Here is a 25,933-nt window from a genome sequence, read left to right on the forward strand (position 1 = left end):
CTGCCGTCGGTACCCCGCCGTGATGCTGGCAGCATGTCCGGCGTGCCTTCCCACCTCGCGCGCTGGACCGGCCTCGCCGGCTCGATGCTGCTCGCACTCGCCGCCTTCCTCGGCGGCGCGTTCCCCGGCGGCCCCCTGCGCAGCACCCCGGTCAGCATCTGGCAGGGGCCCAACGGCCCGCTGATCCTCGCCGCCTGGGCGGTCGGCACCGGCCTGATGGCGTACGCCTGGTGGGCGTTGCGCGACGGGGGCCCCTCGACCCGGTGGGCGCTGGTCACCGTCGGGCTCTGGATGCTGCCGCTGCTGATCGCACCGCCCTTCGGCAGCCGGGACGTGTACGCGTACGCCTGCCAGGGCGCCAGCTTCGTCGGCGGCATCAGCCCGTACGAACAGGGCGTCTCCGCGTTGCCCTGCCCCTGGCTGGACACGGTCTCGGTCATCTGGCGCGACACCCCGGCGCCCTACGGGCCGCTGTTCGTACTCATCGCGGGCGCCGTGGTGAAGGCCACCGGTTCGCTGACGGCCAGCATCGTGCTGTTCCGGGCGCTGTCGCTCGTCGGCGTGATCCTCACCGCCTGGGCCGTGCCGGCGCTGGCCCGCCGCGCCGGTGTGCCGGCGAAGCGGGCGGTGTGGCTGGCACTGGGTTCCCCGCTGGTCGCCGCGCACCTCATCGGTGGCCCTCACAACGACGTGCTGATGCTCGCCGCCCTGGTCGGCGGGCTGGCCGTGGTGGCCGCGCACCCGGGCCGACGCGCGATGCTGCTGGTCGGCGGACTGCTCCTCGGAGTAGCGGTGGCGATCAAGGTGACCGCGGTGGTGGTGGTGCCGTTCGCCGCGCTGGCGGCCACCGCCGGGCCGTACCGGATCCGCACGCTGATCCGCGACGGCGGCTGGGTCGTCGGCGGCGCGGTCGCCACAGTGGTCGGTGTGACAGTCGCCGGAGGGCTGGACTTCGGCTGGGTCGGCGGGCTGTCCCAGGGCGGCGCTGCCATCGCCTGGACCTCCCCGCCGACCGCCGTCGGGCAGACTGTCGGTTACGTCGCGGCGCTGTTCGGCGCTCACATCGACGCGCTACCGGTCACCCGGGGGATCGCCGTGGTTCTCCTGGCCGTCCTGCTGGTCTGGCTCTGGTGGCGGGCCCGCACCCGCGACCCGCTGTACTACGCCGGCCTCGCGCTCGCCCTCACCGTCGCGCTCGCCCCCGTCGTGCACCCCTGGTACTGGACGTGGCCGCTGTTCGTGCTGGCGGCCACCGCCCAGCGGACCAGATGGTTCATCGTGGTCGCACTGATCGGCTCGTTCCTGGTGCTGCCCAACGGCACCGGGCTGCCCCGATACACCAAGACCGTCGGAGCACCGCTCATGACGCTGTTGGTGATCGTGCTGGTCATCCGGTTGGTACGGTCGGCTCGGGCGGCCCGACAGCCGGTCGCCGCCGACTGAGGGAAGGTGTGCCGGTGACCGCTCCCGGTGCCGCTCTCTCCCGGTACGCGGGCCTGGTCGGGGCGGTCCTGCTCGCCGTGGCCGGATACCTCGGTGGGGCGCTGCCCGACGCCCCGCTGGGCGTCACACCCGCGTCGATCTGGCGGGCCCCGGACGGCCCGGCCACACTGACCTGCTGGCTGATCGGCACCGTCCTGCTGGTCGGGGCGTGGTGGTCGCTGCGCGACGGTGCCCCGTCGACCCGCTGGGCGTACGTCACCGCCGGCCTGTGGGCACTGCCGCTGCTCGTCGCGCCATCGCTGGGCAGCCGGGACGTCTACTCGTACGCCTGCCAGGGCTGGACGTACGCGCACGGCGTCGACCCGTACGCCGTGGGGGCGGCGGCGGCCGGCTGCCCCTGGCTGGACACCGTGGCCCCGATCTGGCGGGACACCCCGGCACCGTACGGGCCGGTGTTCGTCCTGCTCGCGGCGCTCGCCGTCAGCCTCGGCGGCGGGCTCACCGGCACCATCGTGGCGCTGCGCGTGATCGCCGTCGCCGGGCTGCTGCTGGCCGCGCTCTGCCTGCCCGCCCTGGCACGGGCGGCCGGGGTGCCTGCCGGGGGAGAGCCGGGAGTGCCGGCTGGGTGGGCGGCCGGGGTGCCGGCCCGACGGGCCGTCTGGTTGGCGCTGGCCGGCCCGCTGATCGGCGTACACCTGGTGGCCGGGGCGCACAACGACGCCGTGATGCTGGGTCTGCTGCTCTGCGGGCTGCTGGTGGCGATCCGGCGACCGGGTTGGCCGCCGGCACTGCTGCTGGCCGGGGCGCTGCTCGGGCTGGCGGTGACGGTGAAGGCCAGCGCGGTCGTGGTGGTGCCGTTCGCCGCACTGGCCGCGGTCCGTGGTCGTCACACCGTACGGGCGTTGCTGCGCGACGGCGGCTGGCTGGCCGGTGGGCTGCTCGGCGCGGTGCTGGTCACCTCGGCGGCGTCCGGCCTCGGCCTCGGCTGGGTGGGCGGGCTCACGCACAGCGGCGACTCGGAGCAGTGGACGTCACCACCCACCGCCGTGGGCTTCGTGATCGACTATGTCGGCGCGCTGGTCGACCGGGACCCGCACGCGGTACCGGCGGTCCGAGCGGTCGCGCTGCTGCTGCTCGCCGGGGTGCTGGTGGTGCTCTGGTGGCGAACCTGGCAGACCCTCCGGCGGCTGCACGAGGTGGCGGGGCCCGCGACCACGGCTCCCCGGGTGGCACTGCACGGAGCGGCGCTGGCGCTGGTCGCCACAGTGGTCCTGTCCCCGGTCTTCCACCCCTGGTACGCGACCTGGCCACTGGCGCTGCTCGCGATCACCGCCGCCCGCACGACGTGGTTCGTGGTGCCGGTCGCGGCGGTAGCCTTCCTCGCCCTACCCGACGGCACCAACCTGGCCCGCTTCACGAAGGCCCCGGGTGCGCTGGCGATGACCGCCCTGCTCCTGATCGTGCTCGCTCGCGCCCTGCGCCGAAGGCCCCAAACCCCAACCCCCACCCCCACCCCCACCCCCGGGGACGACCATCCCGGTTGATCATGAGGTTGACGGGGATGAAATGGACAACATCACCGGCCAACCTCATGATCACTCGGGGCAGGTGCGGCCGTCGGAGGCAGCAACATCCTCGAAGTTGCGGCCACCAACCGGTGCCCGGCGCTGGGGGTGTGGCTGAGCGACGGGGGAAAGACGAGCCGGGCCGGCTCCGCGGTGAGCGGAGCCGGCCCGGCCGGTGTTCGAGTGACTGCTCAGCAGTCGTCGTGCGTCTGACTGCTCAGCAGTCGTAGTACATGGCGAACTCGTGCGGGGTCGGGCGCAGACGCACCGGGTCGACCTCGTTGGCGCGCTTCCAGTCGACCCAGGTGGAGATCAGGTCGGGGGTGAAGACGCCACCGTCGAGCAGGTAGTCGTGGTCGGCCTCCAGGGAGTCGAGCACGGCCGGCAGCGAGCCCGGGACCTGCTTGACGTCGCCCCACTCCTCCGGCGGGAGGTCGTAGAGGTCCTTGTCGATCGGCGTCGGCGGCTCGATCTTGCTCTTGATGCCGTCCAGGCCGGCCATCATCATGGCCGAGAAGGCCAGGTAGACGTTTGCCGACGGGTCCGGGACGCGGAACTCGACGCGCTTGGCCTTGGCGTTGCTGCCGGTCACCGGGATGCGGGTGCAGGCGGACCGGTTGCGCTGCGAGTAGACCAGGTTGACCGGGGCCTCGTAGCCGGGCACCAGGCGGCGGTACGAGTTGACCGTCGGGTTGGTGAAGGCCAGCAGCGACGGCGCGTGGTGCAGCAGGCCGCCGATGTACCAGCGGGCCATGTCGGACAGACCCGCGTAGCCGGTCTCGTCGTAGAAGAGCGGCTCACCGTTGAGCCAGAGGCTCTGGTGGGTGTGCATGCCGGAACCGTTGTCGCCGAACAGCGGCTTGGGCATGAAGGTCGCGGTCTTGCCGTTGGCCCAGGCCTCGTTCTTCACGATGTACTTGAAGAGCTGAAGCTGGTCACCGGCGTGCAGCAGGGTCGAGAACCGGTAGTTGATCTCGGACTGGCCGGCGGTGCCCACCTCGTGGTGCGAGCGCTCCACGTTGAAGCCGGTGTCGACGAGCCGGCGCACGATCGAGTCACGCAGGTCGGCGTAGTGGTCGACCGGCGGCACCGGGAAGTAGCCACCCTTGTAGGCCGTCTTGTAACCGAGGTTGCCACCCGGCTCTTCGCGGCCGGTGTTCCAGGCGCCCTCGATCGAGTCGATGTAGTAGAACGACTGGTGCGCCGAGGTCTCGTGACGGATCGAGTCGAAGATGTAGAACTCCGCCTCGGCGCCGAAGTAGGCGGTGTCGGCGATGCCGCTCGCCGCCAGGTACGCCTCGGCCTTCTTCGCCACGTTGCGCGGGTCGCGGCTGTATGCCTCGCGGGTGAACGGGTCGTGAATGAAAAAGTTGAGCGCGAGCGTCTTCTGCGCGCGGAACGGGTCGATGAAAGCGGTGGCGACATCCGGGAGCAGGAGCATGTCCGACTCGTGGATCGCCTGGAAACCGCGGATCGACGAACCGTCGAACGCGAGGCCGTCGGTGAAGAGATCGTCGTTGACGGACTCGACCGGCAGGTTGAAGTGTTGCATCACGCCGGGCAGGTCACAGAAACGAACGTCGACGAACTTCACGTCCTCGTTCTTGAGGTATCGCAGCAGTTCCTCGGGATTGGCGAACACACATCCTCCTGGCACGTCCACGGGGTGGCTAGGCTTCTGGCGACGCTAGGGCCGGGCGGTTGCCCGGCCGTGTCTCCGTTGTTTCTGCCGTGTTACGTCCCTCGCGGAGCGTCAGCGACGCCCCTGCCACGCCTGCGGCCCGCCAGGAACGCCGTACCGACTGTGCCAGTGTAATGACATCTGATGCCTTTAGCCTGAATCGGCACGCAGTGGCGGCGGCACCCCGGCGAGCTCTCAGTCCGGCGCGGATACCCTTGACCGCTGTGACCAATCCGCACCTCCCGGCAGCGCCGGCCACCGACAGCACGTTCATCCCACCGAGCCTCGGTCGACGGTTCGGGGCGCTGATCATCGACTGGGTGCTCTGCCTGCTGGTGTCCAACTTCTTCGCCGACCCGGTACGCGACGGCTGGGCGCCGGTGCTGGTGCTGGTCCTGGTGTACGGCATCTTCCTCGGCCTGTTCGCCCAGACCCCGGGCATGTACATCACCAAGATCCGCTGCGTGAACTGGCACGACGGTGGCCGGATCGGCGTGCTCCGTGGGTTGATCCGGGGCCTGCTGCTGGCTCTGGTCGTCCCCGCGCTGATCATGGACGAGCACCGGCGCGGCCTGCACGACCGACTGGCCGACGCGGTGATCGTCGACGCCCCCCGAGGCTGACCCGACCCCGACAACGCCTGCCCAGGGCCGCCAAGATCCGCACAACATCAGGGATGTTGGTGTCTGCGGCGTGTCTGAGGCAACATCATCTCTGATGTTGTGCGGATCTTGGGCGCGGGGCGCTAGGCGCGGGGCGCGGGGCGCGAGGCACCACGATGCGAAAGAGCCGGACCCGTCCGGGTCCGGCTCTTCTGGCGTACACCCGAGGGGTCAGCGGCCCCGCTGCTGGCGGGCGGCGCCTGGCGGCCGCATGTTCTTCGGGATCGCGCCCTTGGGCATCTGCGGCCGGGCGGTGAGCGCCTTGAGCCGCTTGTCCAGCGAGTTGACGTCTTTGCCGGAGAGGGCGCGGGGCAGGCGCAGCAGCGTCGTCCGGAGCTTGCGGATCGGCAGCTCGCCCTCCTCCTGCCCGATCACGTAGTCGTGCAGGGGAGCGGAGCCGATCACCTTGGACAGCCGCCGCTTCTCCTGGCCGAGCAGGCCGCGCACCCGCTGCGGGTTGCCCTCGGCCAGCAGGATCACACCCGGGCGGCCGATCACCAGGTGGACCATGTCCATCTGGGTGGTGGAGCTGACCGCCGGGGTCACCCGCCAGTCGCCGCGCATGTTCTCCATGATCTGCGCCGCCGCGCCGGGTTGCCCCTCGGCGGCGTTCATCATCGCCTTGTTGGACCGCAGGTTGAGCACGATCAGCACCGCGAGCAGGATGAACAGGATGCCCAGCGGCAGCCAGATCCAGCCCCAGAGGATGACCGCGACCACGGTGAGCGCGAGCGGGATCAGCACCGCCGCGGCGACCAACGGCGCGAACCACCGGTCCTGCTTGGCGGTGAACTGGAACACCATCCCGATCTGCTTCAGCCGCTGGCCGAACGAGACCTTTTCCTGGGGCTTTGCCATGCCGCAGAGTCTAGTGGTCGCCGTCGGCCCGGTTGATCCGCGTCCGGGTGCCGGGGCAGCTGAGTACCTTACGTCGCCGTACGCGCCCGGACGGGCCGGGTAAGGAGGCTGTGGGCGGAAAAGATGAGGCACCGTGCCCATGCCCGGGTGGGGCCTTCGCGCGAAGAGTCGTCAGCAGCAGACGACGACGCCACGAAGGAGCCCGACATGTTCGGCAACGACGCAGATTTCCTGCTCACCCTGCACCGTACCCACTCGGCCGAGCTGCGCGCCGACGCCGCCGCGGACCGGCTCGCCCGGTCGCTGTCGCGTCCCACCGCCCGCGAGTGGTTGGGCCGCCGCCGGCAGGCCGGTCGCACCAGCGACGCCCGCCGGTGACCGCGCCCGGCGGGGCTGCCCCGTGGGCGGTACCCGCCACCGCTGACACGGGGGCAGCGGTGGCGGTGCTGTCCGGTCGAGCCGATCCGACCTCGCCGCCCGGCCGCCGGCTGATCGGCGGGGCCGGCGGGGCGGGCCGCCATGGCATGCTCGAACACGTGACCGTACGCGCCGCCAGCTCCGTCCTCGTCGGACGTCATCGGGAGACCGCCGCGCTACGGGACGCGCTGGGCCGGGCGCGGGCCGGGGAACCGACAAGCGTGCTCGTCGGCGGCGAGGCGGGCGTGGGTAAGACCCGGCTGTTGGAGGAGTTCGCCGTCGGGGCCATCGACGGCGGGGCGCGGGTGCTCGTGGGCCAGTGCCTGGAGTTGGGCGAGGCGGGGCTCCCGTTCGCCCCGTTCGCCGCAGCCTTGCGCGCGGTGCTCCGCGCCGACGGCCCCGAGGTCTTCGCCGGGTACGAGGCGGAGTTCGCCCCGCTCCTCCCGGAGTTGGGTCGCGCGTCGGCGACGCCTGCCACCCCTCGTGCCGTCGCCCTCAGCGACGCGCCGCGCGGGTACCTGTTCGACCTGGTCGCCGAGCTGTTCCAGCGGCTGGCCGATGCGCGCCCGCTGGTCCTGATCATCGAGGACCTGCACTGGGCGGACCGCTCCACCCGCGACCTCATCGGCTTCCTCGTCCGGGCGGCGAGGCCGGGCCGGCTGCTGCTGGTCTGCACCTACCGCACCGACGAGTTGCAGCGGGGGCATCCGCTGCGCCCGTTCCTCGCCGAGCTGGATCGGGCCCGGGGGGTGGAGCGGGTCGAGCTGGGCCGCCTGGACCGGGACGGCACGGCCGCGATCCTCGCCGACCTGCTCGGTGCCGAGCCGCTCGCCCGTGCCGTCGACGATGTGCACGACCGCACCCAGGGAAACCCGTTCTTCATCGAGGAGCTGGCCGTCGCCGGTGACCCGATCGGTTGTGCCGCGCTCCCCGAGACGCTGCGTGACCTGCTGCTGGCCCGCGTGGACCGGCTGCCCGACCCGTCCCAGCGGGTGTTGCGGATCGCCGCCGCCGGTGGCACCCGTTTCGCCCACGACCTGCTCGCCGAGGTCGCCGGGCTGCCGGAGGCCGAGTTGGAGGACGCGTTGCGCGCCGCCGTCGCCGCCCAGTTGGTGGTGGCCGACCGGGACGGTGACTACGAGTTCCGACACGCGCTGGTCCGCGAGGCCGTACACGACGAGCTGTTGCCCGGTGAGCACGCCCGGCTGCACGCCCGCTTCGCCGCCGCCATCGAGGCCCAGCCGCACCTGGTCGCCGCCGGCCGGGCCCCGGCCGAGATCGCCCACCACTGGCACGCCGCGCACGACCACCCGCGTGCCCTCGTCGCCGCACGAGCCGCGGCGCGCGCCGCCGCCGACCGGTACGCGTACGCCGAGCAGCGCCGGCTGCTGGAGCGGGCGCTGGAGTTGTGGGAGCTGGTGCCGGACGCCGCTGATCTGCTCGGCATGGACCACCTGGCGCTGCTGGAGCAGACCCTTGACGCCGCGGTCACCGCCGGCGACTTCAGCCGGGCCATCACCCTGACCCGGGCCGGGCTGGCGGAGGTGGACGCGGACGCCACGCCGCTGCGCGCCGCCCGCCTGCTGGACCAGCGCGGTCGACTGATGGCCCTGCTCGGCAAGAGCGACGGCAGCCGCGAGCTGGACGAGGCGTACCGGCTGGCTGCCGGTGGGCCGCCCGGCGCGGAGCGGGTCCGGCTGCTCGCCGACATCGCCACCCACCTGGTCAAGATCGACCCACGGAAGGCGGCCCGGGTGGCGGCCGAGGCCGCCGCCGACGCCGAGGCGTTCGACGTGAACGTGGCCCTGCTGTCGACGCGGATCGCGTTGCTCTGCCACGGCGAGCGGGACCTGACCGGCGGGTTGGCCGAGCTGGGCCAGGCGGCCGCTGCTGCCCGTGCGGCGGGGGACGCCCCGACGCTGGTGCTCGCCATGGTGTTCGAGTCGGACATGCTCTGCGAGTTGGGCCGTTACGCCGAGTCCGCGCAGGCCGCCGAGACGGGCGTGGCCGAGGCGCGCCGGGTGGGGATCAGCCGCTCCACCGGGGCGTACCTGCTCTCCAACCGGGCCGAGGCGCTGATCGCGCTGGGCCGGTGGGACGAGGCCGAGGCGGTCTGCGCGGAGGCCGCCCGGATCGACCTGTCCGGTGTGACCGGCCTGCACTGGCTCCAGTTGGGCGCCGGGCTGCGGCTGGCCCGCGCCCATCCGGGGGCCGACGAGCTGGTCGACCGGGCGCTCACCTTCCTCAACCGGCCGTACCTGTGGCCGAACCACCGACTGCCCCTGCACGAGCTGGCGATCGAGGCGGCGCTGGCCGCTGACGACAAGGTCGAGGCGGTACGCGCGGCTCGCGTCGCGGTGGCCGACGAGAGCCTGCCGCAGTTGCCCCGGGAGGGGTGGCCGGTGCTCAGCGCCGCCGCGCGTACCGCGGCCCGGGTGGGTGACCGGGAGGTGGCGGTCGCGGTGGCGGCGCTCGCCGCCGACCTGCCGGCGCGGCACCCGGCGGCCCGTGCACACGCCGCCCAGGTCACCGCGTTGCTCGCGGTCGGCGACCAGGCACTACCGGCGTGGCGTGCGGCTGTCGGCGCGTGGCGGGCCGACGGGCAGCCCTACCCGCTGGGTCGGGCGCTGCTGGCGCTGGCCGAGGCGACAGCAGCGGCCGGGGAACGCGACGAGACGGCGGCGGCGGTCACCGAGGCAACCGAGATCGGCCGGCGGCTGGGTGCGACGCCGCTTGTCGAGGCAGCCGCCACCCTGGCCCGGCGGGTGGGCCTGCGGGGTGCGGCCGGGGGTGGGGCCGGCTCTGACCTGCTGACCGCCCGCGAGCGGGAGGTGCTGCGTCTGGTCGCGGAGGGGCACAGCAACAGCCGGATCGCCGAGCGGTTGTTCATCTCGCCGAAGACGGCGAGCGTGCACGTCTCCCGGATCATCGCGAAGCTGGGGGTGACCAACCGAATGGAGGCCGCCGCCCTGGCCCACCGCCTCGGCCTGCTCACCGAGCCCGCCGCGCCACGCTGACCCACGCACACCCGGGAACCGCCGCGCGCACTGACGGGCGCCCCAATGGTCAGCGGGGCAGGTAGATGCGCCAGCCCTCGATGGTGACCAGGTCGAGACTGCCCGGCGTGACCCGCTGCCGCTCGTCGAGCACCTCCGCCAGGGGCGAGCCGGCCGGCGCGACCCAGGCCGGTGCCGCCGAGCCGTCGACCTCCCGGCGGTACGCGGGGTAGCGGTCGAAACCCTGGCGCAACGTGTCGTCGACGACGGCGCAGACCACCTGCTCCGCGCTGGCGAAGGTGAGCCGGTTACAGGTCCAGTAGCCGGCGCGGACGTGCCGGACGCCGAGCTGACGCAGGGTGCTCACCAAATCGGTGTGCCGGGCCTCGGCGGCCCGGATCGCCGGGACGGTCTGCGTCGCCCGCCAGGTGGCGTGGGCGGCGGTGCCCAGTGTGGCGGCGAGCAGCACCACAGCGATCAACTGGGCCAGCGCCGACCCGACGCCGTGTCGGCCGGTCACCGGTGCCCGCAGCCCGTGCCGGGCCACCGCCCACACCGGCCAGAGCAGCGCCGGCAGCGAGATGAGCAGGCAGGACAGGTAACGGGAACTCTCCACGGGGGTCAGCCCGGCGGAGCTGCTCGCCGTGTACGCGCCGAGGGTGGCCACCGCGGCCAGCACGAGCGCCAGCCGGAGGGCCGCCGCCACCCGAGGCGACACCGCGTCCGGGCCGACAGCGGCCAAATCGGGGGTGCGAAGGGCCCGCCAGGCGGTGACGGCGGCGATGGCCAGCAGCAGCGGCAGGGTAAGCGCCCACCACAGTTGCCAGGTGGCGCACTGCCCGGGGGCGCAGAAGCCCATGCCCAGCCCGGGGCCGAGCACCAGGCCACCGTGCAGCCGGTCGGGCCAGCCCGCGCTGGCGTTCGCGCCGCTGGCCGCGAGCACGGCGTGCAGCGGGTTGCGCCCGGTCAGCAGGCTGTGCAGCAGCAGCGGGGCCGCTCCCAGCACGGCCGCCGCCCCGAGCAGTGCCCCGGCGGCACCCCACAGCTCCCGGCGGCAGAACCCGACGAGCACCGCGCCGGTCGCCGCGACGTACGGCAGCACGAGCGGGTCGACCCAGAGCATCAGTCCGGCCAGGAATCCCCACGTCGCCCAGCCCGCCAGCCGCCAGCCCTGTCGTCCGGCGTCGGCCGTGCGCCCGTCGGGTCGCCCGGTGCCGGCAGGTCGCCGCCCTGGTCGACCGGCGGCCAGCTCGACGGCGAGCACTGCCAGCGCCGCCCCGGCCGCGTTCATCTCGGGGTAGCCGCCGCCGGCGATGAGTTGGTTCTTGACGATCCGGTCGGAGCCGAGGGCCAGCAGCGCCACCATCAGCAGCCCGAACCACCGGTCAGCGGTCAGCCGCAGCGTCAACCGCCAGGCCAGCAGCAGGAACAGCGCGTACAGGGCCAGCGTGGGCAGCCGCAGACCGAGCAGCGACGGCTCACCGGCGAGGGCGAAGACCGGCGCGGCCAGGTACGCCTCCACAGTGCCCATGTACTGCTGGCCGTAGAACCAGACCGGGAAGTCCTCGCCCCGGGCGATGTGCAGCGCGGCCAGCCCCATGGTGGCCTCGTCGCTGTTCGTCGCCGGTGCGGCGTGCAGCAGCAGCCAGAGCCGGTAACCCAACCCGGCGACCACTGCCAACCCGGTGAGCCAACCGACCAGCCCGTGACGGGTGCCGGGTCGTGGGCGGGGCGAGCCCGCACCGCGCGGCTGCTCGCGTACGCCGACGGTCATCACAGGATCATGACACCCGGGCGCCGAACGGCGGTGCGACGCTGCCGGCGGTGTCAGCTGGCGGTGACCACCGCTGCGGCGGCGCGGGCGTCGATGGCCTGCTGGTAGAGCCGGCCGGCCCGGTACGACGAACGCACCAGCGGCCCGCTCATCACCCCGGCGAAGCCGATCTCCTCGGCCTCCTCGCGCAGCTCCACGAACTCCTCCGGCTTGACCCAGCGGGTCACCGGGTGGTGCCGGGGCGAGGGCCGCAGGTACTGCGTGATGGTGATCAGCTCGCAGCCGGCCTCGTGCAGGTCGCGCAGCGCCTGCGAGACCTCGGCCCGCTCCTCGCCCATGCCGAGGATCAGGTTGCTCTTGGTGACCAGACCGTCGGCGCGGGCCTGCCGGATCACGTCCAGCGAGCGGTCGTAGCGGAACGCCGGCCGGATGCGCTTGAAGATGCGCGGCACGGTCTCCACGTTGTGCGCCAGCACCTCGGGACGGGAGCCGAAGACCTCGGCCAGCTGCTCGGGGACGGCGTTGAAGTCCGGGATCAGTAGCTCGACGCCGCAGCCGGGCTGGAGGGCGTGGATCTGTCGGACGGTCTCGGCGTACAGCCAGGCCCCGCCGTCGGGCAGGTCGTCACGGGCGACACCGGTGATGGTGGCGTAGCGCAGCCCCATCGAGACCACCGACTCGGCGACCCGACGCGGCTCGTCGGCGTCGAACTCGGCGGGCTTGCCGGTGTCGATCTGGCAGAAGTCGCAGCGCCTGGTGCACTGGTCGCCGCCGATGAGGAAGGTGGCCTCCCGGTCTTCCCAACACTCGTAGATGTTGGGGCAGCCGGCCTCCTGGCAGACGGTGTGCAGCCCCTCGCGCGAGACGAGCCCGCGCAACTGGGTGTACTCCGGGCCCATCTTGGCCTTGACCTTGATCCATGGCGGTTTGCGCTCGATCGGTGTCTCGGCGTTGCGCGCCTCGATCCGCAGCAGACGCCGCCCCTCGGGGGCCGCCGTTGCGGTGCGCGCTGCCTGGCCGGTCGTCGGCGCGGAGTGCTCGATCGTCACGAAAATGAGCCTACGCCGGACGGCAGCCGTCTATGTGCGTCAGGCGACCGGCGTCACGCCCCAAACGTTGTGACGCCGGACACCGGGGTGTCGAAAATGTGCGTCACACGAGGGGGATTCCGGTGCTACGGTCACCGCCAACAGCGACGACGGAGCCGAGTAGCACCCCGACCCGCCAGTGCAGAGAGCCGCCGGTGCTGAGAGGCGGTCTGGTGCCGGGGCGCGAAGACCCTCCTGAGCTGCGGGAAGAACGGCCGCGGGTCACCCGCGCCCAGTAGAGCCCGCCCGGCTGGCCCCGGTCATCAGGCGACGAAAGAGGCCCCCGCTTCGGTGGGGGTGAAGGTGTGGTGGCACCGCGAGGTTCCCGCTCGCCCACACCTCCCTGGGGCTGATGCGACGCTTCGCTTCCCCAGGGCGGCGACGGCGTGGCGATCGACCGAGGAGCAGCCCGCCATGCAACGAACCCTGTCCCAGCACCTGCCCGCCAGAATCGGCACGACAGTGCGGATCGCCGGCTGGGTGCACCGCCGCCGACTGCTCAAGTCGGTGGCCTTCCTGATCGTGCGGGACGCCACCGGCCTGGCCCAGGTGGTCGTCACCGACCCGGCCGTCCGCGCCGAGCTGGACAAACTCACCGAGGAGACGGTCGTCGAGGTCACCGCGACGGCCACCGCGAACGACACCGCGCCCGCCGGGGTCGAGCTGACCAACCCGTCGGTACGTCCCCTCGGGCCGCCCGCCGTGCCGCCACCGTTCGACCTGTACCGGCCGTCGCTCACCGCCAGTCTGCCCACCCAACTGGACAACGCGCCCACGGCGTTGCGGCACCCGACCCGGTCGGCCGCGCTGCGGATCTCGGCGGCTGCGGTCGCCGGGTTCCGGGCCGCACTCGACGCCAGCGACTTCGTGGAGATCCACACACCGAAGGTGGTCAGCTCCAGCACCGAGAGCGGGGCGAACGTGTTCGCGCTGGACTGGTTCGGCCGGCCCGCCTACCTGGCCCAGTCACCGCAGTTCTACAAGCAGCTGATGGTCGGCGTCTTCGAACGCGTCTACGAGGTGGGGCCGGTCTTCCGGGCCGAGCCGCACGACACCGTCCGGCACCTCGCGCAGTACACGTCCCTCGACGCGGAGTTGGGCTTCATCGCCGACCACCGGGACGTGATGCGGGTGCTGCGCGACACGGTGGCCGGGATGCTGGGCACCGTCGGCGAGCGGGCCGCCGGCGCGCTGGCCACCCTCGGCGTCGAGGTGCCTGTCGTACCGGCGCAGATTCCGGCTGTGCACTTCACCGAGGCGTTGACGATCGCCGGCGCGCCCGCCGACGAGCCGGACCTCGCGCCCGCCCACGAACGGGCACTGGGCGAGTGGGCCCTCCGCGAGCACGACTCGGACTTCCTCTTCGTGACCGGCTACCCGATGGCGAAGCGGCCGTTCTACACCCACCCGGACCCGGCGCTGCCCGCGTACTCGAACGGTTTTGACCTGCTCTTTCGCGGTCTGGAGCTGGTCACCGGCGGGCAGCGGCTGCATCGGCACGCCGACTACCTGGCGGCGTTGGCGGCCCGGGGCGAGCCGGTCGAGCCGTACGCCGGGTACCTGGACGCGTTCCGGCACGGCATGCCAACGCACGGCGGCTTCGCCATCGGCCTGGAACGGTTCGTGGCCCGGCTGGTCGGCGCGGCGAACGTCCGTGAGGTCACCGCGTTCCCGCGCGACCTGCACCGCCTGACGCCGTGAGTGGACGCGCGGGCTGAGGGCGAGCCCTCAGCCCGCGCGTGCTCAGACCTCGATGAGGGTGGCGAGTCGCCGCTCGACCACCGGGAGCACGTCGGCGACGCCGATCGGCCGACCCAGCTCGGCGGTGAGCGAGGTGACGCCCGCGTCCCGGATGCCGCACGGCACGATCCGGTCGAAGGACGTCAGGTCGCAGTCGCAGTTGATCGAGAAGCCGTGCAGGGTGACGCCCCGGGCGACCCGGATGCCGATGGCGGCCACCTTGCGGGCCGGCCCCCGGTCGTCCTCGGGCACCCAGACCCCGCTGCGCCCCTCGACCCGGCCGGCGGTCAGCCCGAACTCGGCGCACACGTCGATGAGCAGTTCTTCGGTCCGGCGGACGTAGGCGACCACGTCCACCGGGTCGGGCAGCCGCACGATCGGGTAGCCGACGAGCTGCCCCGGCCCATGCCAGGTGATCTTGCCGCCGCGGTCCACGTCGACGACCGGGGTGCCGTCCGTCGGCCGGTCCCACGGCTCGGTGCGCTTGCCCGCTGTGTAGACGCTCGGGTGCTCCAGCAGCAGCACCGTGTCGCCGCGCTCGCCGGCCACCACCGACTCGTGCAGGCGTCGCTGCTCGTCCCAGGCGGCCTGGTAGTCGAGCAGGCCGGCGCGGACGGCCGTCAGGCCGGGGGTCGTCGTCGTCACGGCAACCAGCCTAGTCCCGTCAGAGGCGATCTTCCCTGGTGAGCCGCCTCACCGGGGCTTGTCGCCCGCCCCGGTGCACCGACAGGCAGGCGTCTACCTGTCGGCGGGCGGGATGCGCCAGAGCCAGACGTCGTCGACCCGTTGCGGCTCGCCGAACAGGGCGACGCCGGTACGCCGCAGCGCCTCCTCGTCGACCTCGAACTTCGCGCCGTGCACCTCGTCGGCGAGCACCACCGTCTCGATGCGCCAGTGCCGCAGGTCCGACTGGACCTCTCGGATGGTGCCGTCGGTGACGATGGGCACCAGCCCGGTACGGCCAGCCTGGTCCATCAACGCGCTGAGCGTGCGCGGCACCGGGCCGATCCGACCCCGCCCGTCCGGCCCGCCGGGGCCGAGGAAGAAACCACCGGGGATCTCGAACTCGCCCTGCCGGTGCGACAACGCGTACGCCTGCCAGCGCTGGCCGTCCGGGTAGATGTCCACGGTCAGCGGCACCGGGGTGAGCACCCCGTCGGGTGAGACGTAGTCCCGCCACGTGCCGGAGGTGATGAAGTGCGGGATCGGCTCCCGCTCGTCGGTCAGCAGCGGGGTGGGCAGCAGCGGCACCAGGGCCACCGCGAAGCCGAGCAGCCACGCCAGCTCAGTGGAGCGGTGCCGGGGTGGTGCGGTGCGCAACTGGTCGATGACGTACGCCAGCAACAGCCCGACCACCGGCGCCACCACGAGCGCCAGCCGGGCCGGTAGGGCGGCGTTCACCACCGGCAGTTGCCCGACCAGGTCGAACGGCATGGGGAGGTCGGTGCGCCGGCCGTCGACCTTGGCGACCGGCCCGAAGGAGAGCACCGTGAAGATCACCGCGACGGCGCCCAGCGCCCAGAGGGTGGCCCGGCGGTGCGGGTCGGCCCGCCGCCAGAGCACGACGAAACAGACCACTGTGAGCACCAGCAGCGGGATGCCGAAGAACGAGTTCTCCTCGGTCGGGTTCGGTGCCAACGAGGTGCCCAGCCCGGCCTCGCCGGCCAGCGAGCGGCGCGGGAAGGCGGCGAACGCCGCGATGTCCTCGGAGTGGATCACCGGGTCGAAGCCGGTGCCGTGGAACCGTTGCGGCCCGGCGAAGTGCAACCACAGGGGGTACGACAGCAGCACGCCGGCGACCACGGCGGTCACCCCGAGCCCGCGCAGGAAGGTGGGCAGCGCGGCGCGTGCCTCCACCCGGTTGGCCGGGTGCAGCGCCCAGATGGCGACGAACACGCCCAGCGCCAGCGCGGCGAAGAAGAGCCCTTCGGCGGCGATCGAGAAGGCCACCGCGACCAGTACGCCGAGGATCAGCCCGTCGCGGAGCCAGTGCCCCGCGCGGCGCAGCGCGAACAGCCGCCAGATCAGCAGCGGCACCAGCCAACCGGCGGTCCAGTTCAGGTGCGCGTTGGCGTGCGACACCATGCCGGGGGAGTAGGCGATGAACAGGGCGCCGACCCCGGCGGCCAGCCGGCTGCGCACCAGGTGCCGGGACAGCAGCCAGTACCAGACCAGCGCGGTGGCCAGCAGGTTCAGGGTGAGGATCACCAGGAACGTCGCCGGTGGTCCGATCAGGTAGGTGAGCGGGGCGAAGACCACCGCGTACACGGTGATCGAGGTGTTGACAGCGAGGTTCACGCCATCCGGGACGTTGATCAAATAGGTGAAGAGCGGGTTGTCCCCGTGGGTGACCGCGTGACCACCGAAGGCCAACAGCCACTCGAACAGCGCCTGGTCGCTGGAGTTGACGGTGATGGTGCGGACGTTCGGGTCCCGCCACAGCCCGCTGGTCACCCAGACGGCGAGCGCGAGCGCCACCAGCACGACGATCAGGTCGGCCCGGCGGTCCCGGACGGTGCGCGGCGGTGACGCGGGTGCGGGCCCGGTGGCCAGCGACGGGGAGGACGGCACGCAGCGGACGTTACCAACCGGACCTGGACGGGCCGGTCAGACCGGCGGTTGTCGTCGGTTTCGGTGCCGCGTCGGCGGAGCGTGGTTCGGCGTACACAGCGCCGGCCGTGAATGTGTGAGCGCGCCCCATGTCATAGCGGCGACACATCGTCGTAACGTCTCGGCAACTCGACCGTGACCCAGTTCACAGTCCGCCCCTTCAGGAGGCCGCAGTGCGCCGCTCGTCCACCATCACCCGGCTGCTCGGTGCGGTCGCCGGGCTCGCCCTCGCCGTCGCGGGAGCGGTCGCCGTCGCCGCACCCGCCCAGGCCGCCACCCTCACCCAGGTCACCGGGTTCGGCTCCAACCCCGGAAACCTCGCCATGTACGCCTACCGGCCGGACAACCTGCCGGCCAACTCCCCGGCCGTGGTGCTCCTGCACGGGTGCGTCCAGAACGCCTCCGGTTACTTCGCCAACTCCGGCTGGCAGAAGTACGCCGACCAGTGGAAGTTCTCCCTGATCGTCGCCCAGCAGCCCTCCGGCAACAATGCCAATTCCTGCTTCAACTTCTTCGAGGCCGGCGACACCGCCCGGGGGCAGGGCGAGGCGCTGTCGATCAAGCAGATGGTCGACCACGCCAAGGCGAACTTCGGCGTCGACGGCTCCCGGGTCTACGTCAGCGGGCTCTCCGCCGGCGGGGCGATGAGCGCTGTCATGCTCGCCACGTACCCGGACGTCTTCGCCGCTGGCTCGATCATCGCGGGCATCCCGTACCGCTGCGCCACCAGCATGGTCAACGCGTTCAGCTGCATGAACCCGGGAACTGACAAGACCCCGGCCGCCTGGGGCGACCTGGTCCGCGGCGCGTACTCCGGCTACACCGGCCCGCGCCCCCGGGTGTCGATCTGGCACGGCACCTCGGACACCACTGTCACCCCGCTCAACGGCACCGAGTCCCGCGACCAGTGGACGAACGTGCGGGGCGTGTCGCAGACCCCGACCAGCACCTCGTCGCTGCCCGGCAACACCAGCCTCGAGGTGTACGGCAACGACGACGTACGCCTCTACCGCGTCTCCGGGATGGGCCACGGCACCCCCGTCGACCCCGGCTCGGCTGCCGACCAGTGCGGCACCGCTGCCGCGTACTTCCTGGACACCATCTGCTCGACGTACCGGGACGCGCTCTTCTTCGGCCTGAACGGTGGCGGCACGAACCCGACCCCGACCCCGACGGCCACCGCCACCCCCACGCCGACCCCGACGGTCACCCCGACCCCGACCCCGACGGCCACCCCGACCACGCCGCCGACCTGCGTGACGGCCAGCAACTACGCGCACGTGGCGGCCGGTCGGGCGTACCAGTCCGGCGGCTACGCCTACACCAACGGCTCCAACCAGCGCATGGGCCTCTACAACACCTTCTACACCTCAACCCTCAAGCAGACCGCCTCCAACTACTGGGTAATCGGCTGCTGATCCCCCCAGCCCCGCCCGCCCCGCCCCTGCCGCCCGCCCCGACCCTGTTGATCAAGAGGTTTGCGTCAGATCCAGGCTCCTGGCTGACGCGAACCTCTTGATCAACGCGAACGGGAGGTGGGGTTGGGGGGTGGGGGGTGGGGGTGGGGGTTAGGGGGTTAGGGCTGCTTGGAGGGCTTGGGGGAGGGTTGGGTGCTGGTAGCGGTAGGCGGCTCTCGTCAGGACTCCGGGGAGGACGCGGGTGCTGGTGAGGGCCTCGTGGGAGAAGCCGCCGAGGACCACCTTGAGCGCCAGCGCGGGGATCGGGATGATCGCCGGCCGGTGCAGCTGCCGGGCCAGTTCGCGGGTGAACTCGGCGTTCGTCACCGGGTTCGGCCCCACCACGTTGACCGGGCCGGCCACCTCGTCGTGGTTCAACAGGAAGAGGGTCGCGTCCAGCCAGTCGGACATCGAGATCCACGGCAGCCACTGCCGGCCGCTGCCCAGCCGACCGGCGATGCCCAGCTTGAACGGCAGCAGTTGCGGCTTGAGCAGCCCACCCTCGCGGTGCAGCGGCAGGCCGGTCCGTAGCCGCACCACGCGTACCCCGGCGTCCTCGGCGGGCCGGGTCGCGGCCTCCCACACCCGGCAGACGTCGGCCAGGAAGCCCTCGCCGGCCGGCGCGTCCTCCTCGACGGCCCGGTCGCCCGTGTTGCCGTACCAGCCGACCGCCGACGAGTTGAGCAGCGCCCGGGGTCGTGCCGCTGCGGGCAGGCCGGCGATCGTGGTCGCCAGCGTGGTGGTGCTGTCCACCCGGCTGGTGCGGATCAACCGGCGGTAGTCGTCGTCCCAGCGTTTGTCGCCGACACCCGCGCCGGCCAGGTTGACCACCGCGTCGACCTCGGCGACCACGGATGGGTCGAGCTGCCCGGCGGCGGGGTCCCACCGCCGCTCCTGCGGGTCGCGCGGCGGCCGACGGACCAGCCGGGTGACCTCGTGCCCGTCGCGGACGAGCACGTCGGCCAGCCGGGTGCCGAGGAAGCCGGACGCGCCGGCCAGAAGGATGCGCATACCCCCATCTTCGTCCAGAACGCCGCCCCCGGACGCACCCCCCGCCCGCACCCCTCGTCGATCTTGCACTTTCTGTTGCCGTTACGCCCCGTAACGTCCTTTTCGTCGCCACCAAAACTGCAAGATCGACGGGGCGGGGGTGGGGTAGGGGCGGGTTAGAGGGCTGGGGTTGGGCGTAGGTCGGCTAGGAGTTGCTCCACCTCGGCGTACGAGTCGGGGCTCAGGGGTCCCTGCTCCAGGGCGGCCAGGTTCTCGTCCGCCTGGGCGACGGTGCGCAGGCCGGGGATCGGCACGGTACGTGGGCTGCGCGCCAGCAGCCAGCCGAGCGCGCCCTGGGCCAGGGTGCGCCCGTCGGCGGTGAGCGCCGCGCGGACCTGGTCGACCCGGGCCGCCCAGCGTGGCGTGGGCCGGCCGTCGGTGAACCACTCCAGCCACTCCGGTGCCCGTCCGCGCACATCGTCCGCCCCGACCGCGCGGGTCGACCCGGTGAGCAGCCCCATCGCCAACGGCCCACGGTTGAGGCTGGCCAGGTCGTGCTCGTCGCAGACCGCCAGCACCGCCGCGTTGTCGCGCAGCACCGACTCGTCGTGCTGGATCGCGGCACAGTGCGGGCCTGCGGCCGCGAACGCCTCCGCCGAGGCCGGGTCGTCGGTGCTCCACCCGTACGCCCGAATCTTGCCCTGGTCGACCAGGGCCTCCAGGGTGTCGACGAGATCGAGCGCGGCGGGCACCGGCAGTGCGTTGATGTGCAGTTGGTAGAGGTCGACGTGGTCGGTGCCGAGCCGGCGGAGCGAGTCTTCCAGGCTGCGCACCGCGAAGGCCGGGCTGGCGTCGGTGCCCAGCGCCCGCCGGGTGGTCTCCTCGCTGACGTTGCCGAACTTGGTGGCGATCACCACGCTGTCCCGCCGCCCGGCGAGTGCCTGACCGAGGATCCGCTCGCTGTGCCCGGCGCCGTAGTTGCTGGCGGTGTCGAACAACGTCACCCCGAGATCGAGCGCACGGTGGATGGTCCGGATCGACTCGTCGTCGTCCACCGCACCCCAGCCGAACGGCTGCCCGTCGTCACCCCAGAGCGGGCCGCCGATGGCCCAGCACCCCATCCCGATCGCGCTCACCGTGATGCCGCTGCGTCCCAGCGTCCGTGTCGTCGTCATGGTCGCCAGCCTCCAACCTGGAGCGCACTCCAGGTCAAGCACTACCATCGCGACATGAGCGGTTACGCCCCCTCGGAGGCCGCCCGGCGCAGCGGCTTCAGCCTGGACACTCTGCGGTACTACGAGAAGATCGGCCTCCTCGCGGACGTGGAACGCACGACGGGCGGGCAGCGGGTCTTCACCGACGACGACCTCGGCTGGCTGGTGCTGTTCCGCTGCCTGCGCGACACCGGGATGCCGATCGCGCAGATGCGCCGCTACGCCCAACTGGCCCGCGACGGCGAGCACACCGCCGACGAGCGGCACGAGCTGCTGCGTCACCACGCGACCCAGGTCGAGGAGCAGATGCGCCTGCTCCAGCGCCAGTACGACCACCTGCGGGACAAGATCCGCTTCTACGAGCAACTGCCCGCCACCGCCCCGGACCCGGAGGCCGGCTAGGGAGAACCAGGCGTGCTCAGGCCGAGCAGATCCTCGGTCGTCCCGGGTCGACCGGTGAGCGCGTTCAGCGCGGTGACCAGCCGCTTCTCCTCGTAGCGGAAGTGCGACTGCAACAGGGCGGCCAACCCGGCCAACTCGGTGCGCACCTGGGCCACCGGCACCGCCGTGTCGCCGCCCAGCAGCGCCTCGACCCGTTCCAGGATCCCCGCGACCACGTGGTGATCGGTGATCAGGTTGTCGATGACCGGGCGCAGCTCGGGGGCCTCCTCGGCCAGCAGTTGGAACGCGCCCGCGTCCTCACCCGTGTGGTGTCGACCGAGCGCGGCGCAGAAGGCCAGGCAGTGCGCCCGCAGGTCCCGGGAAGGGGTGTCGAGGTTCGCCTGTAGCCGGGCCAACTCCGCGCTGAGCCAGAGGTGGATCTCGATCATCTGATTGCCGACGGCGGCGAGCCGGCCGGCCGGTGAACCGGTTGGGTGCACGTTCGTCCCATGCTGTCCCCGCGCCTCCATGCCCACGGCGGCCTTCGGGCCGGGTGCACTGCGACGCTGCGCCCGAGTCTAGGGCCGGCCGTTCACGTCTTCAAACCCGCACGGTCCGGGTCACGGAGTGGTCGGCTCGTCGGTCTCCCGGACGTCGTGCCAGCGCGCACGCCAGGCGGCCTCGTGGGCCTCGTGGGTGGTCCGTTCCTCGAAGACGGCGGCCCGCAGGGCGTGCCGGGACTGCGACATCACAGTCACCTCCACTGCCACCAGCGCCACGCAGATGATCGTCGCCAGGGTGAGCGCGCCCAGCGCCGGCAGGTGGTGCCCGACCGGGAGGGCCGCCGTGAGCACCACGATGACGCCGACGCGGGTCCAGCTCACCGTGTGCAGGGTGCGCAACTGGAAGAGCAGGTTGACGGCGAAGTAGCAGATCAACCCACCGAAGAGCATCGGTATCGCAGGTCCATCGACCTTCTCGGCGATACCGCCGGCCGGGTCGGTGATCTTGTGCAGGATCTCCTCGTTGCCGATCGAGAAGAGGATCACCCCGGCGATCATCGGCAGGTACGCGTACGCGTACGCGTCGCGGGCCATCGCCACCCGGGGGCCGCCCTCCGCCGCGTGCAGGGCGATCCGGGCGGCCGGCCCGATGAAGTCGAAGTGCGCCCACCAGAGGGCGGCGGTGACCACGATGCCGAGCGCGGCGGCGGCCACCGCGGGCCAGGTGACGGGCTTGCCGAGGAGGTTGCCGCCCACTCCCGTGGAGATGATCGACTCGCCCAGCGCGATGATCAGGATGAGGTCGTACCGCTCGGTCCAGTGCTCGGCGCTCGTCACCCCCCAACCCCACGTGCCCACGATGAAGCCGGTGGCGTACTGCACCACCACCACGGCGATCCACAGGCCGTCGCGGACCAGGGCGGCCCGGTCGGGATCGGTGATCCGCGGCGGAATGAGCGCGGCGGCCAGCAGCAGCACGATGCTCACCGCCAGCTCCGGTGCGAACCGCCGCAGTTGCCGCCGCTCCTTCGGGCTGTCCCGCACCACGTGCTGATAGAGGATCATGTGTACGGCCCGGACCACGACATAGCTGATGGCCACCAGCATCGGGCCGGCGGCGCTCCCCTTCGGGTCGCTGAACGCCTGCGGCAGCGCCAACGCGAACGCGAACAGGGCGACCATCGCGATCACCATGAGCACCGGGACGTAGCCCTCGCCGAGCCGCACCCGGGTGGCGACCAGGCTGTGCACCACCCAGATCCACCAGAGCACGGCGAGCACCAGGCCGGCGTGCAGCAACTGCCGGCCGGAGATGTTCGCGGCCGTGGCGCGGGTGATGATGAAGAACGAGAAGACGAAGACCAGATCAAAGAAGACCTCGAACTTGTCCACCCGGGCCCCGGGGGCGATCGGGACGGCCGGTCCCAGCTGCCCACGCCGCCGGTAGCCGCCCACGATCCCACTCTGGCAGCGTCGGGGCTGGTCGGAGGCCCGAACGGCAATGGCGACGGAGTCCGGCGTTACCTCCGTCCAGCTCGGGGAAACACCGTGGCCACGGCCTCCCGCAGCGGGCCGGCCGGTCCGCCCCACCCCGGACAAGGATGGACAATGACGACCAACAACCCGATCAGCACCTCGTTCGACAATCACTCCACCGCCACGGACGTGATCCGGGGCGTGGACCTCGTCGGCCGGCGGGCGATCGTCACCGGCGGGTCCTCCGGGATCGGAGTGGAGACCGCCCGCGCCCTCGCCAGCGCCGGCGCGGAGGTCACCCTGGCTGTCCGCAACCCGGACGCGGGTCAGCAGGCCGCGAACGACATCACCGGCACCACAGGCAACGACCGGGTCCTGGTCGCCCCGCTCGACCTCGCCGACCAGGGATCGGTCGCCGACTTCGTGGCCAACTGGGACGGCCCGCTGCACATCCTGGTCAACAACGCCGGCATCATGGCCGCGCCCCTGTCCCGCACCCCGCAGGGCTGGGAGATGCAGTTCGCCACCAACCACCTGGGGCACTTCGCCCTCGCCACCGGGCTGCGCCCGGCACTCGCCTCCGGCGACGGGGCCAGGATCGTCTCGGTCAGCTCCGCCGCCCACCTGCGCTCACCGGTGGTCTTCGAGGACATCCAGTACGACAAGCGTGAGTACGAGCCGTGGCAGGCGTACGGGCAGTCCAAGACCGCCAACGTGCTGTTCGCCGTGGAGGCGACGCGCCGTTGGGCCGACGACGGCATCCTCACCAACTCGCTGATGCCCGGCGCGATCCGGACCAACCTCCAGCGCTACGTGAGCGAGGAGGAGTTGGATCGCCTGCGCTCCGGTAACGCGGCGACCTGGAAGACCGTCGAGCAGGGTGCCGCCACCTCCGTCCTGGTCGCGGCCTCGCCGCTGCTCGACGGCGTGGGCGGGCGCTACTTCGAGGACTGTCAGGAGGCGGCTCCCCACCAGGCCGGTGGGCGGACGGGTGTCGCGGCGTACGCGCTGGACCCGGAGGCCGCCGAGCGGCTCTGGCAGGTCTCGACCACTCTGCTCAAGGGCTGAGGGGCGGGGCTCAAGGGGCTGAGGACCAGGGCCCACGGGCTGAGGGCCGGGGCTCACGGGCTGAGGACCGCGAACGGAAGGGCGCCCCGGTCGACGACCGGGGCGCCCTTCGGCGTTGCGGGTGGATCAGGCCAGGCCCAGCTCCGGCTCGAAGTTGCCGGCCTCCAGCCGCTCCTTGACCGCGCTCAGGAAGCGGGCCGCGTCGGCGCCGTCGATCAGCCGGTGGTCGTAGGACATGGCCAGGTAGACCATCGACCGGACCGCGACGACCTCGCCCAGGTCCGGGTCGTTGACCACGACCGGACGCTTGACCACGGCACCGGTGCCGAGCATCGCCGACTGCGGCGTCGGCACGATCGGGGTGTCGAAGAGCGCGCCCCGGCTGCCCGTGTTGGTCAGCGTGAAGGTCGCCCCGGCCAGCTCATCCGGGCTGATCTTGTTGGTCCGGGTCCGCTCGGCCAGGTCCGCGACCCGCTTGGCGATGCCGCCCAGGTTGAGGTCACCGGCGTTGTGGATGACCGGCACCACGAGACCCCGCTCGGTGTCCACCGCGATGCCGAGGTGCTCCGCTGCCGGGTAGGTGATCGTGCCGCCGTCCAGGTCCAACTGAGCGTTGACGATCGGGTACGTCTGCAGCGCCTCGACGGCGGCCAGGGCGAAGAACGGCAGGAAGGACAGCTTCACGCCGTGCCGCTGCACGAACGATTCCTTCGCCTGCGTCCGCAGCTTGGCGATCCGGGTGACGTCCACCTCGACCACCGTGGTGAGCTGCGCCATCTCGTGCAGCGACTCGTGCATCCGCTTGGCGATGGCCTTGCGGATCCGGGGGAGCTTCTCGGTGGTGCCCCGCTTGCCACTCGGCTGCGGCTTCGCGGCCGGCTTGGCCGCAGCCGCCGTCGGTGCGGCCGACGGCGCCGGTGCGGCGGCGGGAGCGGCCTTGGCAGCCTTCGCCTTCTCGGCGGCCTCCAGCACGTCCTGCTTGCGGATCCGACCACCCACGCCGGTGCCGTTGAGCGCGGCCAGGTCGACGCCGTGCTCACTGGCCAGCTTGCGCACCAGCGGGGTCACGTAACCGGCGGCCTCCTCGCCGGCACCCGGCGCCGGGGCGGACGGGCGTGCCGGCGCCGAGGTCGACGCGGCCGGCTGCGCGGCCTGCTCGGTCTTCGCCGGCTGCGCCGAGCTCTCGGTCTCCGCGGCGGGCTCGCTGTAGGAGGCGCCCTGCGTCGGCTCCTCGACCTTCGGCTCCGGCTTCGGCTCGGCCTTCGGCGCCGGCTTGGCGTCCGCCTTCGGCTCGGGCTCCGGCTCGGACTTCGCCGGGGCGGGGGCCGCGCCGGCAACGCCGATGATCGCCAGGTCGGCGCCGACCGCGGCGGTCTCGTCCTCGGCGACCTTGATCTCCAGCACGGTGCCGGCGACCGGCGACGGGATCTCGGTGTCCACCTTGTCGGTGGAGACCTCCAGCAGCGGCTCGTCGACCTCGATGGTCTCGCCGACCTGCTTCAACCAGCGGGTGACAGTACCCTCGGTGACGCTCTCGCCCAGGGCGGGCATCTTCACCGCGGTGCCCTCGCCCGACGAGGCGGCGGCCGGAGCCGGCGCATCGGCCGGAGCCTCGTCCTGGGCCACCTCGTCGGCGGTGCCCTCGGCAGCGGCCGTCGGCTCGGCGGCCGGCTCGACCGACTCGGCGGGGGCCTGCTCCTGCGGGGCGGCCTCGCCACCGCCGGTCGACTCGCCCTCACCGGCGATGACGGCCAGTTCGCTGCCGACCTCGGCGGTCTCGTCCTCGCCGACCACGATCCGGCTCAGCACGCCCGCAGCGGGCGACGGGATCTCGGTGTCGACCTTGTCGGTCGAGACCTCGAGCAGGGGCTCGTCGACCTCGACAGTGTCGCCCTCCTGCTTGAGCCAGCGCGTGACGGTGCCCTCGGTGACGCTCTCGCCGAGCCGGGGCATGGTGACCGATACCGGCATTTTCTGAGACTCCTTCATTCCCCTGGTGGGATCTTCGCC

The 25,933-nt window shown here is 72.3% G+C and carries 20 protein-coding genes; 9 read left to right on the top strand and 11 right to left on the bottom strand.

The features are described 5' to 3' along the window. Positions 1 to 42 precede the first annotated feature (42 nt). A complete protein-coding gene (gene mptB / locus ABZ406_RS12485) occupies positions 43 to 1,443 on the top strand; it encodes a polyprenol phosphomannose-dependent alpha 1,6 mannosyltransferase MptB (protein WP_357759578.1) in 1,401 nt (466 codons plus the stop codon). Positions 1,444 to 1,457: 14 nt separating this feature from the next. Further along, positions 1,458 to 2,987: a polyprenol phosphomannose-dependent alpha 1,6 mannosyltransferase MptB gene (mptB, locus tag ABZ406_RS12490; RefSeq protein WP_357759581.1), complete on the top strand. Its 1,530-nt coding sequence runs from the start codon at positions 1,458 to 1,460 to the stop codon at positions 2,985 to 2,987. 238 nt (positions 2,988 to 3,225) lie between these two features. On the opposite strand, the gene glnA is transcribed toward mptB (ABZ406_RS12490), so the two are convergent. Continuing rightward, entirely contained in the window at positions 3,226 to 4,650 is a 1,425-nt protein-coding gene (glnA, locus tag ABZ406_RS12495; protein ID WP_357759583.1) for a type I glutamate--ammonia ligase, read from the bottom strand. Between the two features lie 311 nt (positions 4,651 to 4,961). Here glnA and ABZ406_RS12500 point away from each other — a divergent pair, with 311 nt between their 5' ends. Next, positions 4,962 to 5,312 carry an RDD family protein gene (locus tag ABZ406_RS12500; RefSeq protein ID WP_357759769.1) on the top strand — a complete coding sequence of 117 codons (351 nt, stop codon included), beginning with the start codon at positions 4,962 to 4,964 and terminating at the stop codon, positions 5,310 to 5,312. A 210-nt stretch (positions 5,313 to 5,522) separates the two neighbouring features. Here the strand turns inward: ABZ406_RS12500 and ABZ406_RS12505 are convergent, their stop codons facing one another. Then, positions 5,523 to 6,209 (bottom strand): DUF4191 domain-containing protein, encoded by a 687-nt coding sequence (locus ABZ406_RS12505; protein ID WP_357759586.1) that lies wholly within the window; start codon positions 6,207 to 6,209, stop codon positions 5,523 to 5,525. Positions 6,210 to 6,416: 207 nt separating this feature from the next. Here ABZ406_RS12505 and ABZ406_RS12510 point away from each other — a divergent pair, with 207 nt between their 5' ends. Both ABZ406_RS12510 and ABZ406_RS12515 read left to right on the top strand, forming a co-directional pair. Next, positions 6,417 to 6,587, top strand: coding sequence for a hypothetical protein (locus ABZ406_RS12510; protein ID WP_357759589.1), 171 nt, complete (start codon positions 6,417 to 6,419; stop codon positions 6,585 to 6,587). A gap of 158 nt (positions 6,588 to 6,745) precedes the next feature. After that, positions 6,746 to 9,643 carry an AAA family ATPase gene (locus ABZ406_RS12515; protein WP_357759592.1) on the top strand — a complete coding sequence of 966 codons (2,898 nt, stop codon included), beginning with the start codon at positions 6,746 to 6,748 and terminating at the stop codon, positions 9,641 to 9,643. Positions 9,644 to 9,692: 49 nt separating this feature from the next. On the opposite strand, the gene ABZ406_RS12520 is transcribed toward ABZ406_RS12515, so the two are convergent. Both ABZ406_RS12520 and lipA read right to left on the bottom strand, forming a co-directional pair. Beyond that, on the bottom strand, positions 9,693 to 11,396 hold the full coding sequence (locus ABZ406_RS12520; RefSeq protein WP_357759595.1) for a hypothetical protein: 1,704 nt from the start codon (positions 11,394 to 11,396) through the stop codon (positions 9,693 to 9,695). A 53-nt stretch (positions 11,397 to 11,449) separates the two neighbouring features. Further along, positions 11,450 to 12,445 (bottom strand): lipoyl synthase, encoded by a 996-nt coding sequence (gene lipA / locus ABZ406_RS12525; protein WP_357759598.1) that lies wholly within the window; start codon positions 12,443 to 12,445, stop codon positions 11,450 to 11,452. Between the two features lie 453 nt (positions 12,446 to 12,898). On the opposite strand from lipA, the gene aspS reads away from it, so the two are divergent. Beyond that, positions 12,899 to 14,185, top strand: a complete 1,287-nt coding sequence (aspS, locus tag ABZ406_RS12530; RefSeq protein WP_357759601.1) for an aspartate--tRNA(Asn) ligase — start codon at positions 12,899 to 12,901, stop codon at positions 14,183 to 14,185. A gap of 42 nt (positions 14,186 to 14,227) precedes the next feature. On the opposite strand, the gene lipB is transcribed toward aspS, so the two are convergent. Both lipB and ABZ406_RS12540 read right to left on the bottom strand, forming a co-directional pair. Further along, on the bottom strand, positions 14,228 to 14,869 hold the full coding sequence (gene lipB / locus ABZ406_RS12535) for a lipoyl(octanoyl) transferase LipB (RefSeq protein ID WP_357759604.1): 642 nt from the start codon (positions 14,867 to 14,869) through the stop codon (positions 14,228 to 14,230). 93 nt (positions 14,870 to 14,962) lie between these two features. Continuing rightward, complete coding sequence (locus ABZ406_RS12540) at positions 14,963 to 16,795, bottom strand: DUF2079 domain-containing protein (RefSeq protein ID WP_357759607.1); 1,833 nt, start codon at positions 16,793 to 16,795, stop codon at positions 14,963 to 14,965. 212 nt (positions 16,796 to 17,007) lie between these two features. On the opposite strand from ABZ406_RS12540, the gene ABZ406_RS12545 reads away from it, so the two are divergent. Further along, positions 17,008 to 18,252, top strand: a complete 1,245-nt coding sequence (locus ABZ406_RS12545) for a PHB depolymerase family esterase (RefSeq protein ID WP_357759611.1) — start codon at positions 17,008 to 17,010, stop codon at positions 18,250 to 18,252. A 150-nt stretch (positions 18,253 to 18,402) separates the two neighbouring features. Here the strand turns inward: ABZ406_RS12545 and ABZ406_RS12550 are convergent, their stop codons facing one another. Together ABZ406_RS12550 and ABZ406_RS12555 are read right to left on the bottom strand one after the other, a co-directional pair. Then, positions 18,403 to 19,302 carry a TIGR01777 family oxidoreductase gene (locus ABZ406_RS12550; protein WP_357759613.1) on the bottom strand — a complete coding sequence of 300 codons (900 nt, stop codon included), beginning with the start codon at positions 19,300 to 19,302 and terminating at the stop codon, positions 18,403 to 18,405. Positions 19,303 to 19,457: 155 nt separating this feature from the next. Further along, on the bottom strand, positions 19,458 to 20,456 hold the full coding sequence (locus tag ABZ406_RS12555; protein ID WP_357759616.1) for an aldo/keto reductase: 999 nt from the start codon (positions 20,454 to 20,456) through the stop codon (positions 19,458 to 19,460). Positions 20,457 to 20,510: 54 nt separating this feature from the next. Between ABZ406_RS12555 and ABZ406_RS12560 the strand changes: the two genes are divergently transcribed. Beyond that, positions 20,511 to 20,897 carry a MerR family transcriptional regulator gene (locus ABZ406_RS12560; RefSeq protein ID WP_357759619.1) on the top strand — a complete coding sequence of 129 codons (387 nt, stop codon included), beginning with the start codon at positions 20,511 to 20,513 and terminating at the stop codon, positions 20,895 to 20,897. Here the strand turns inward: ABZ406_RS12560 and ABZ406_RS12565 are convergent. Beyond that, positions 20,894 to 21,376 carry a hemerythrin domain-containing protein gene (locus ABZ406_RS12565; RefSeq protein ID WP_357759622.1) on the bottom strand — a complete coding sequence of 161 codons (483 nt, stop codon included), beginning with the start codon at positions 21,374 to 21,376 and terminating at the stop codon, positions 20,894 to 20,896. The two genes, ABZ406_RS12560 and ABZ406_RS12565, sit on opposite strands and share 4 nt — an antisense overlap. 120 nt (positions 21,377 to 21,496) lie before the next feature. Next, positions 21,497 to 22,834, bottom strand: coding sequence for a low temperature requirement protein A (locus tag ABZ406_RS12570; protein WP_357759625.1), 1,338 nt, complete (start codon positions 22,832 to 22,834; stop codon positions 21,497 to 21,499). 153 nt (positions 22,835 to 22,987) lie between these two features. On the opposite strand from ABZ406_RS12570, the gene ABZ406_RS12575 reads away from it, so the two are divergent. Further along, on the top strand, positions 22,988 to 23,923 hold the full coding sequence (locus ABZ406_RS12575; RefSeq protein ID WP_357759627.1) for an SDR family NAD(P)-dependent oxidoreductase: 936 nt from the start codon (positions 22,988 to 22,990) through the stop codon (positions 23,921 to 23,923). 126 nt (positions 23,924 to 24,049) lie between these two features. On the opposite strand, the gene sucB is transcribed toward ABZ406_RS12575, so the two are convergent. Next, complete coding sequence (gene sucB, locus ABZ406_RS12580) at positions 24,050 to 25,894, bottom strand: 2-oxoglutarate dehydrogenase, E2 component, dihydrolipoamide succinyltransferase (protein WP_357759630.1); 1,845 nt, start codon at positions 25,892 to 25,894, stop codon at positions 24,050 to 24,052. Between the last annotated feature and the right edge of the window lie 39 nt (positions 25,895 to 25,933).

This window comes from Micromonospora sp. NPDC005710 (assembly GCF_040630995.1).
Lineage (GTDB): Bacteria > Actinomycetota > Actinomycetes > Mycobacteriales > Micromonosporaceae > Micromonospora.

What these genes read in the sequence shown, in the direction of transcription:
- ABZ406_RS12505 (WP_357759586.1), bottom strand. Translation starts at nt 6,209, where the DNA reads ATGGCAAAGCCCCAGGAAAAGGTCTCGTTCGGCCAGCGGCTGAAGCAG.
- ABZ406_RS12575 (WP_357759627.1), top strand. Translation starts at nt 22,988, where the DNA reads ATGACGACCAACAACCCGATCAGCACCTCGTTCGACAATCACTCCACC.
- aspS (WP_357759601.1), top strand. Translation starts at nt 12,899, where the DNA reads ATGCAACGAACCCTGTCCCAGCACCTGCCCGCCAGAATCGGCACGACA.
- ABZ406_RS12520 (WP_357759595.1), bottom strand. Translation starts at nt 11,396, where the DNA reads ATGACCGTCGGCGTACGCGAGCAGCCGCGCGGTGCGGGCTCGCCCCGC.
- ABZ406_RS12555 (WP_357759616.1), bottom strand. Translation starts at nt 20,456, where the DNA reads ATGACGACGACACGGACGCTGGGACGCAGCGGCATCACGGTGAGCGCG.
- sucB (WP_357759630.1), bottom strand. Translation starts at nt 25,894, where the DNA reads ATGCCGGTATCGGTCACCATGCCCCGGCTCGGCGAGAGCGTCACCGAG.
- ABZ406_RS12510 (WP_357759589.1), top strand. Translation starts at nt 6,417, where the DNA reads ATGTTCGGCAACGACGCAGATTTCCTGCTCACCCTGCACCGTACCCAC.
- ABZ406_RS12560 (WP_357759619.1), top strand. Translation starts at nt 20,511, where the DNA reads ATGAGCGGTTACGCCCCCTCGGAGGCCGCCCGGCGCAGCGGCTTCAGC.
- ABZ406_RS12550 (WP_357759613.1), bottom strand. Translation starts at nt 19,302, where the DNA reads ATGCGCATCCTTCTGGCCGGCGCGTCCGGCTTCCTCGGCACCCGGCTG.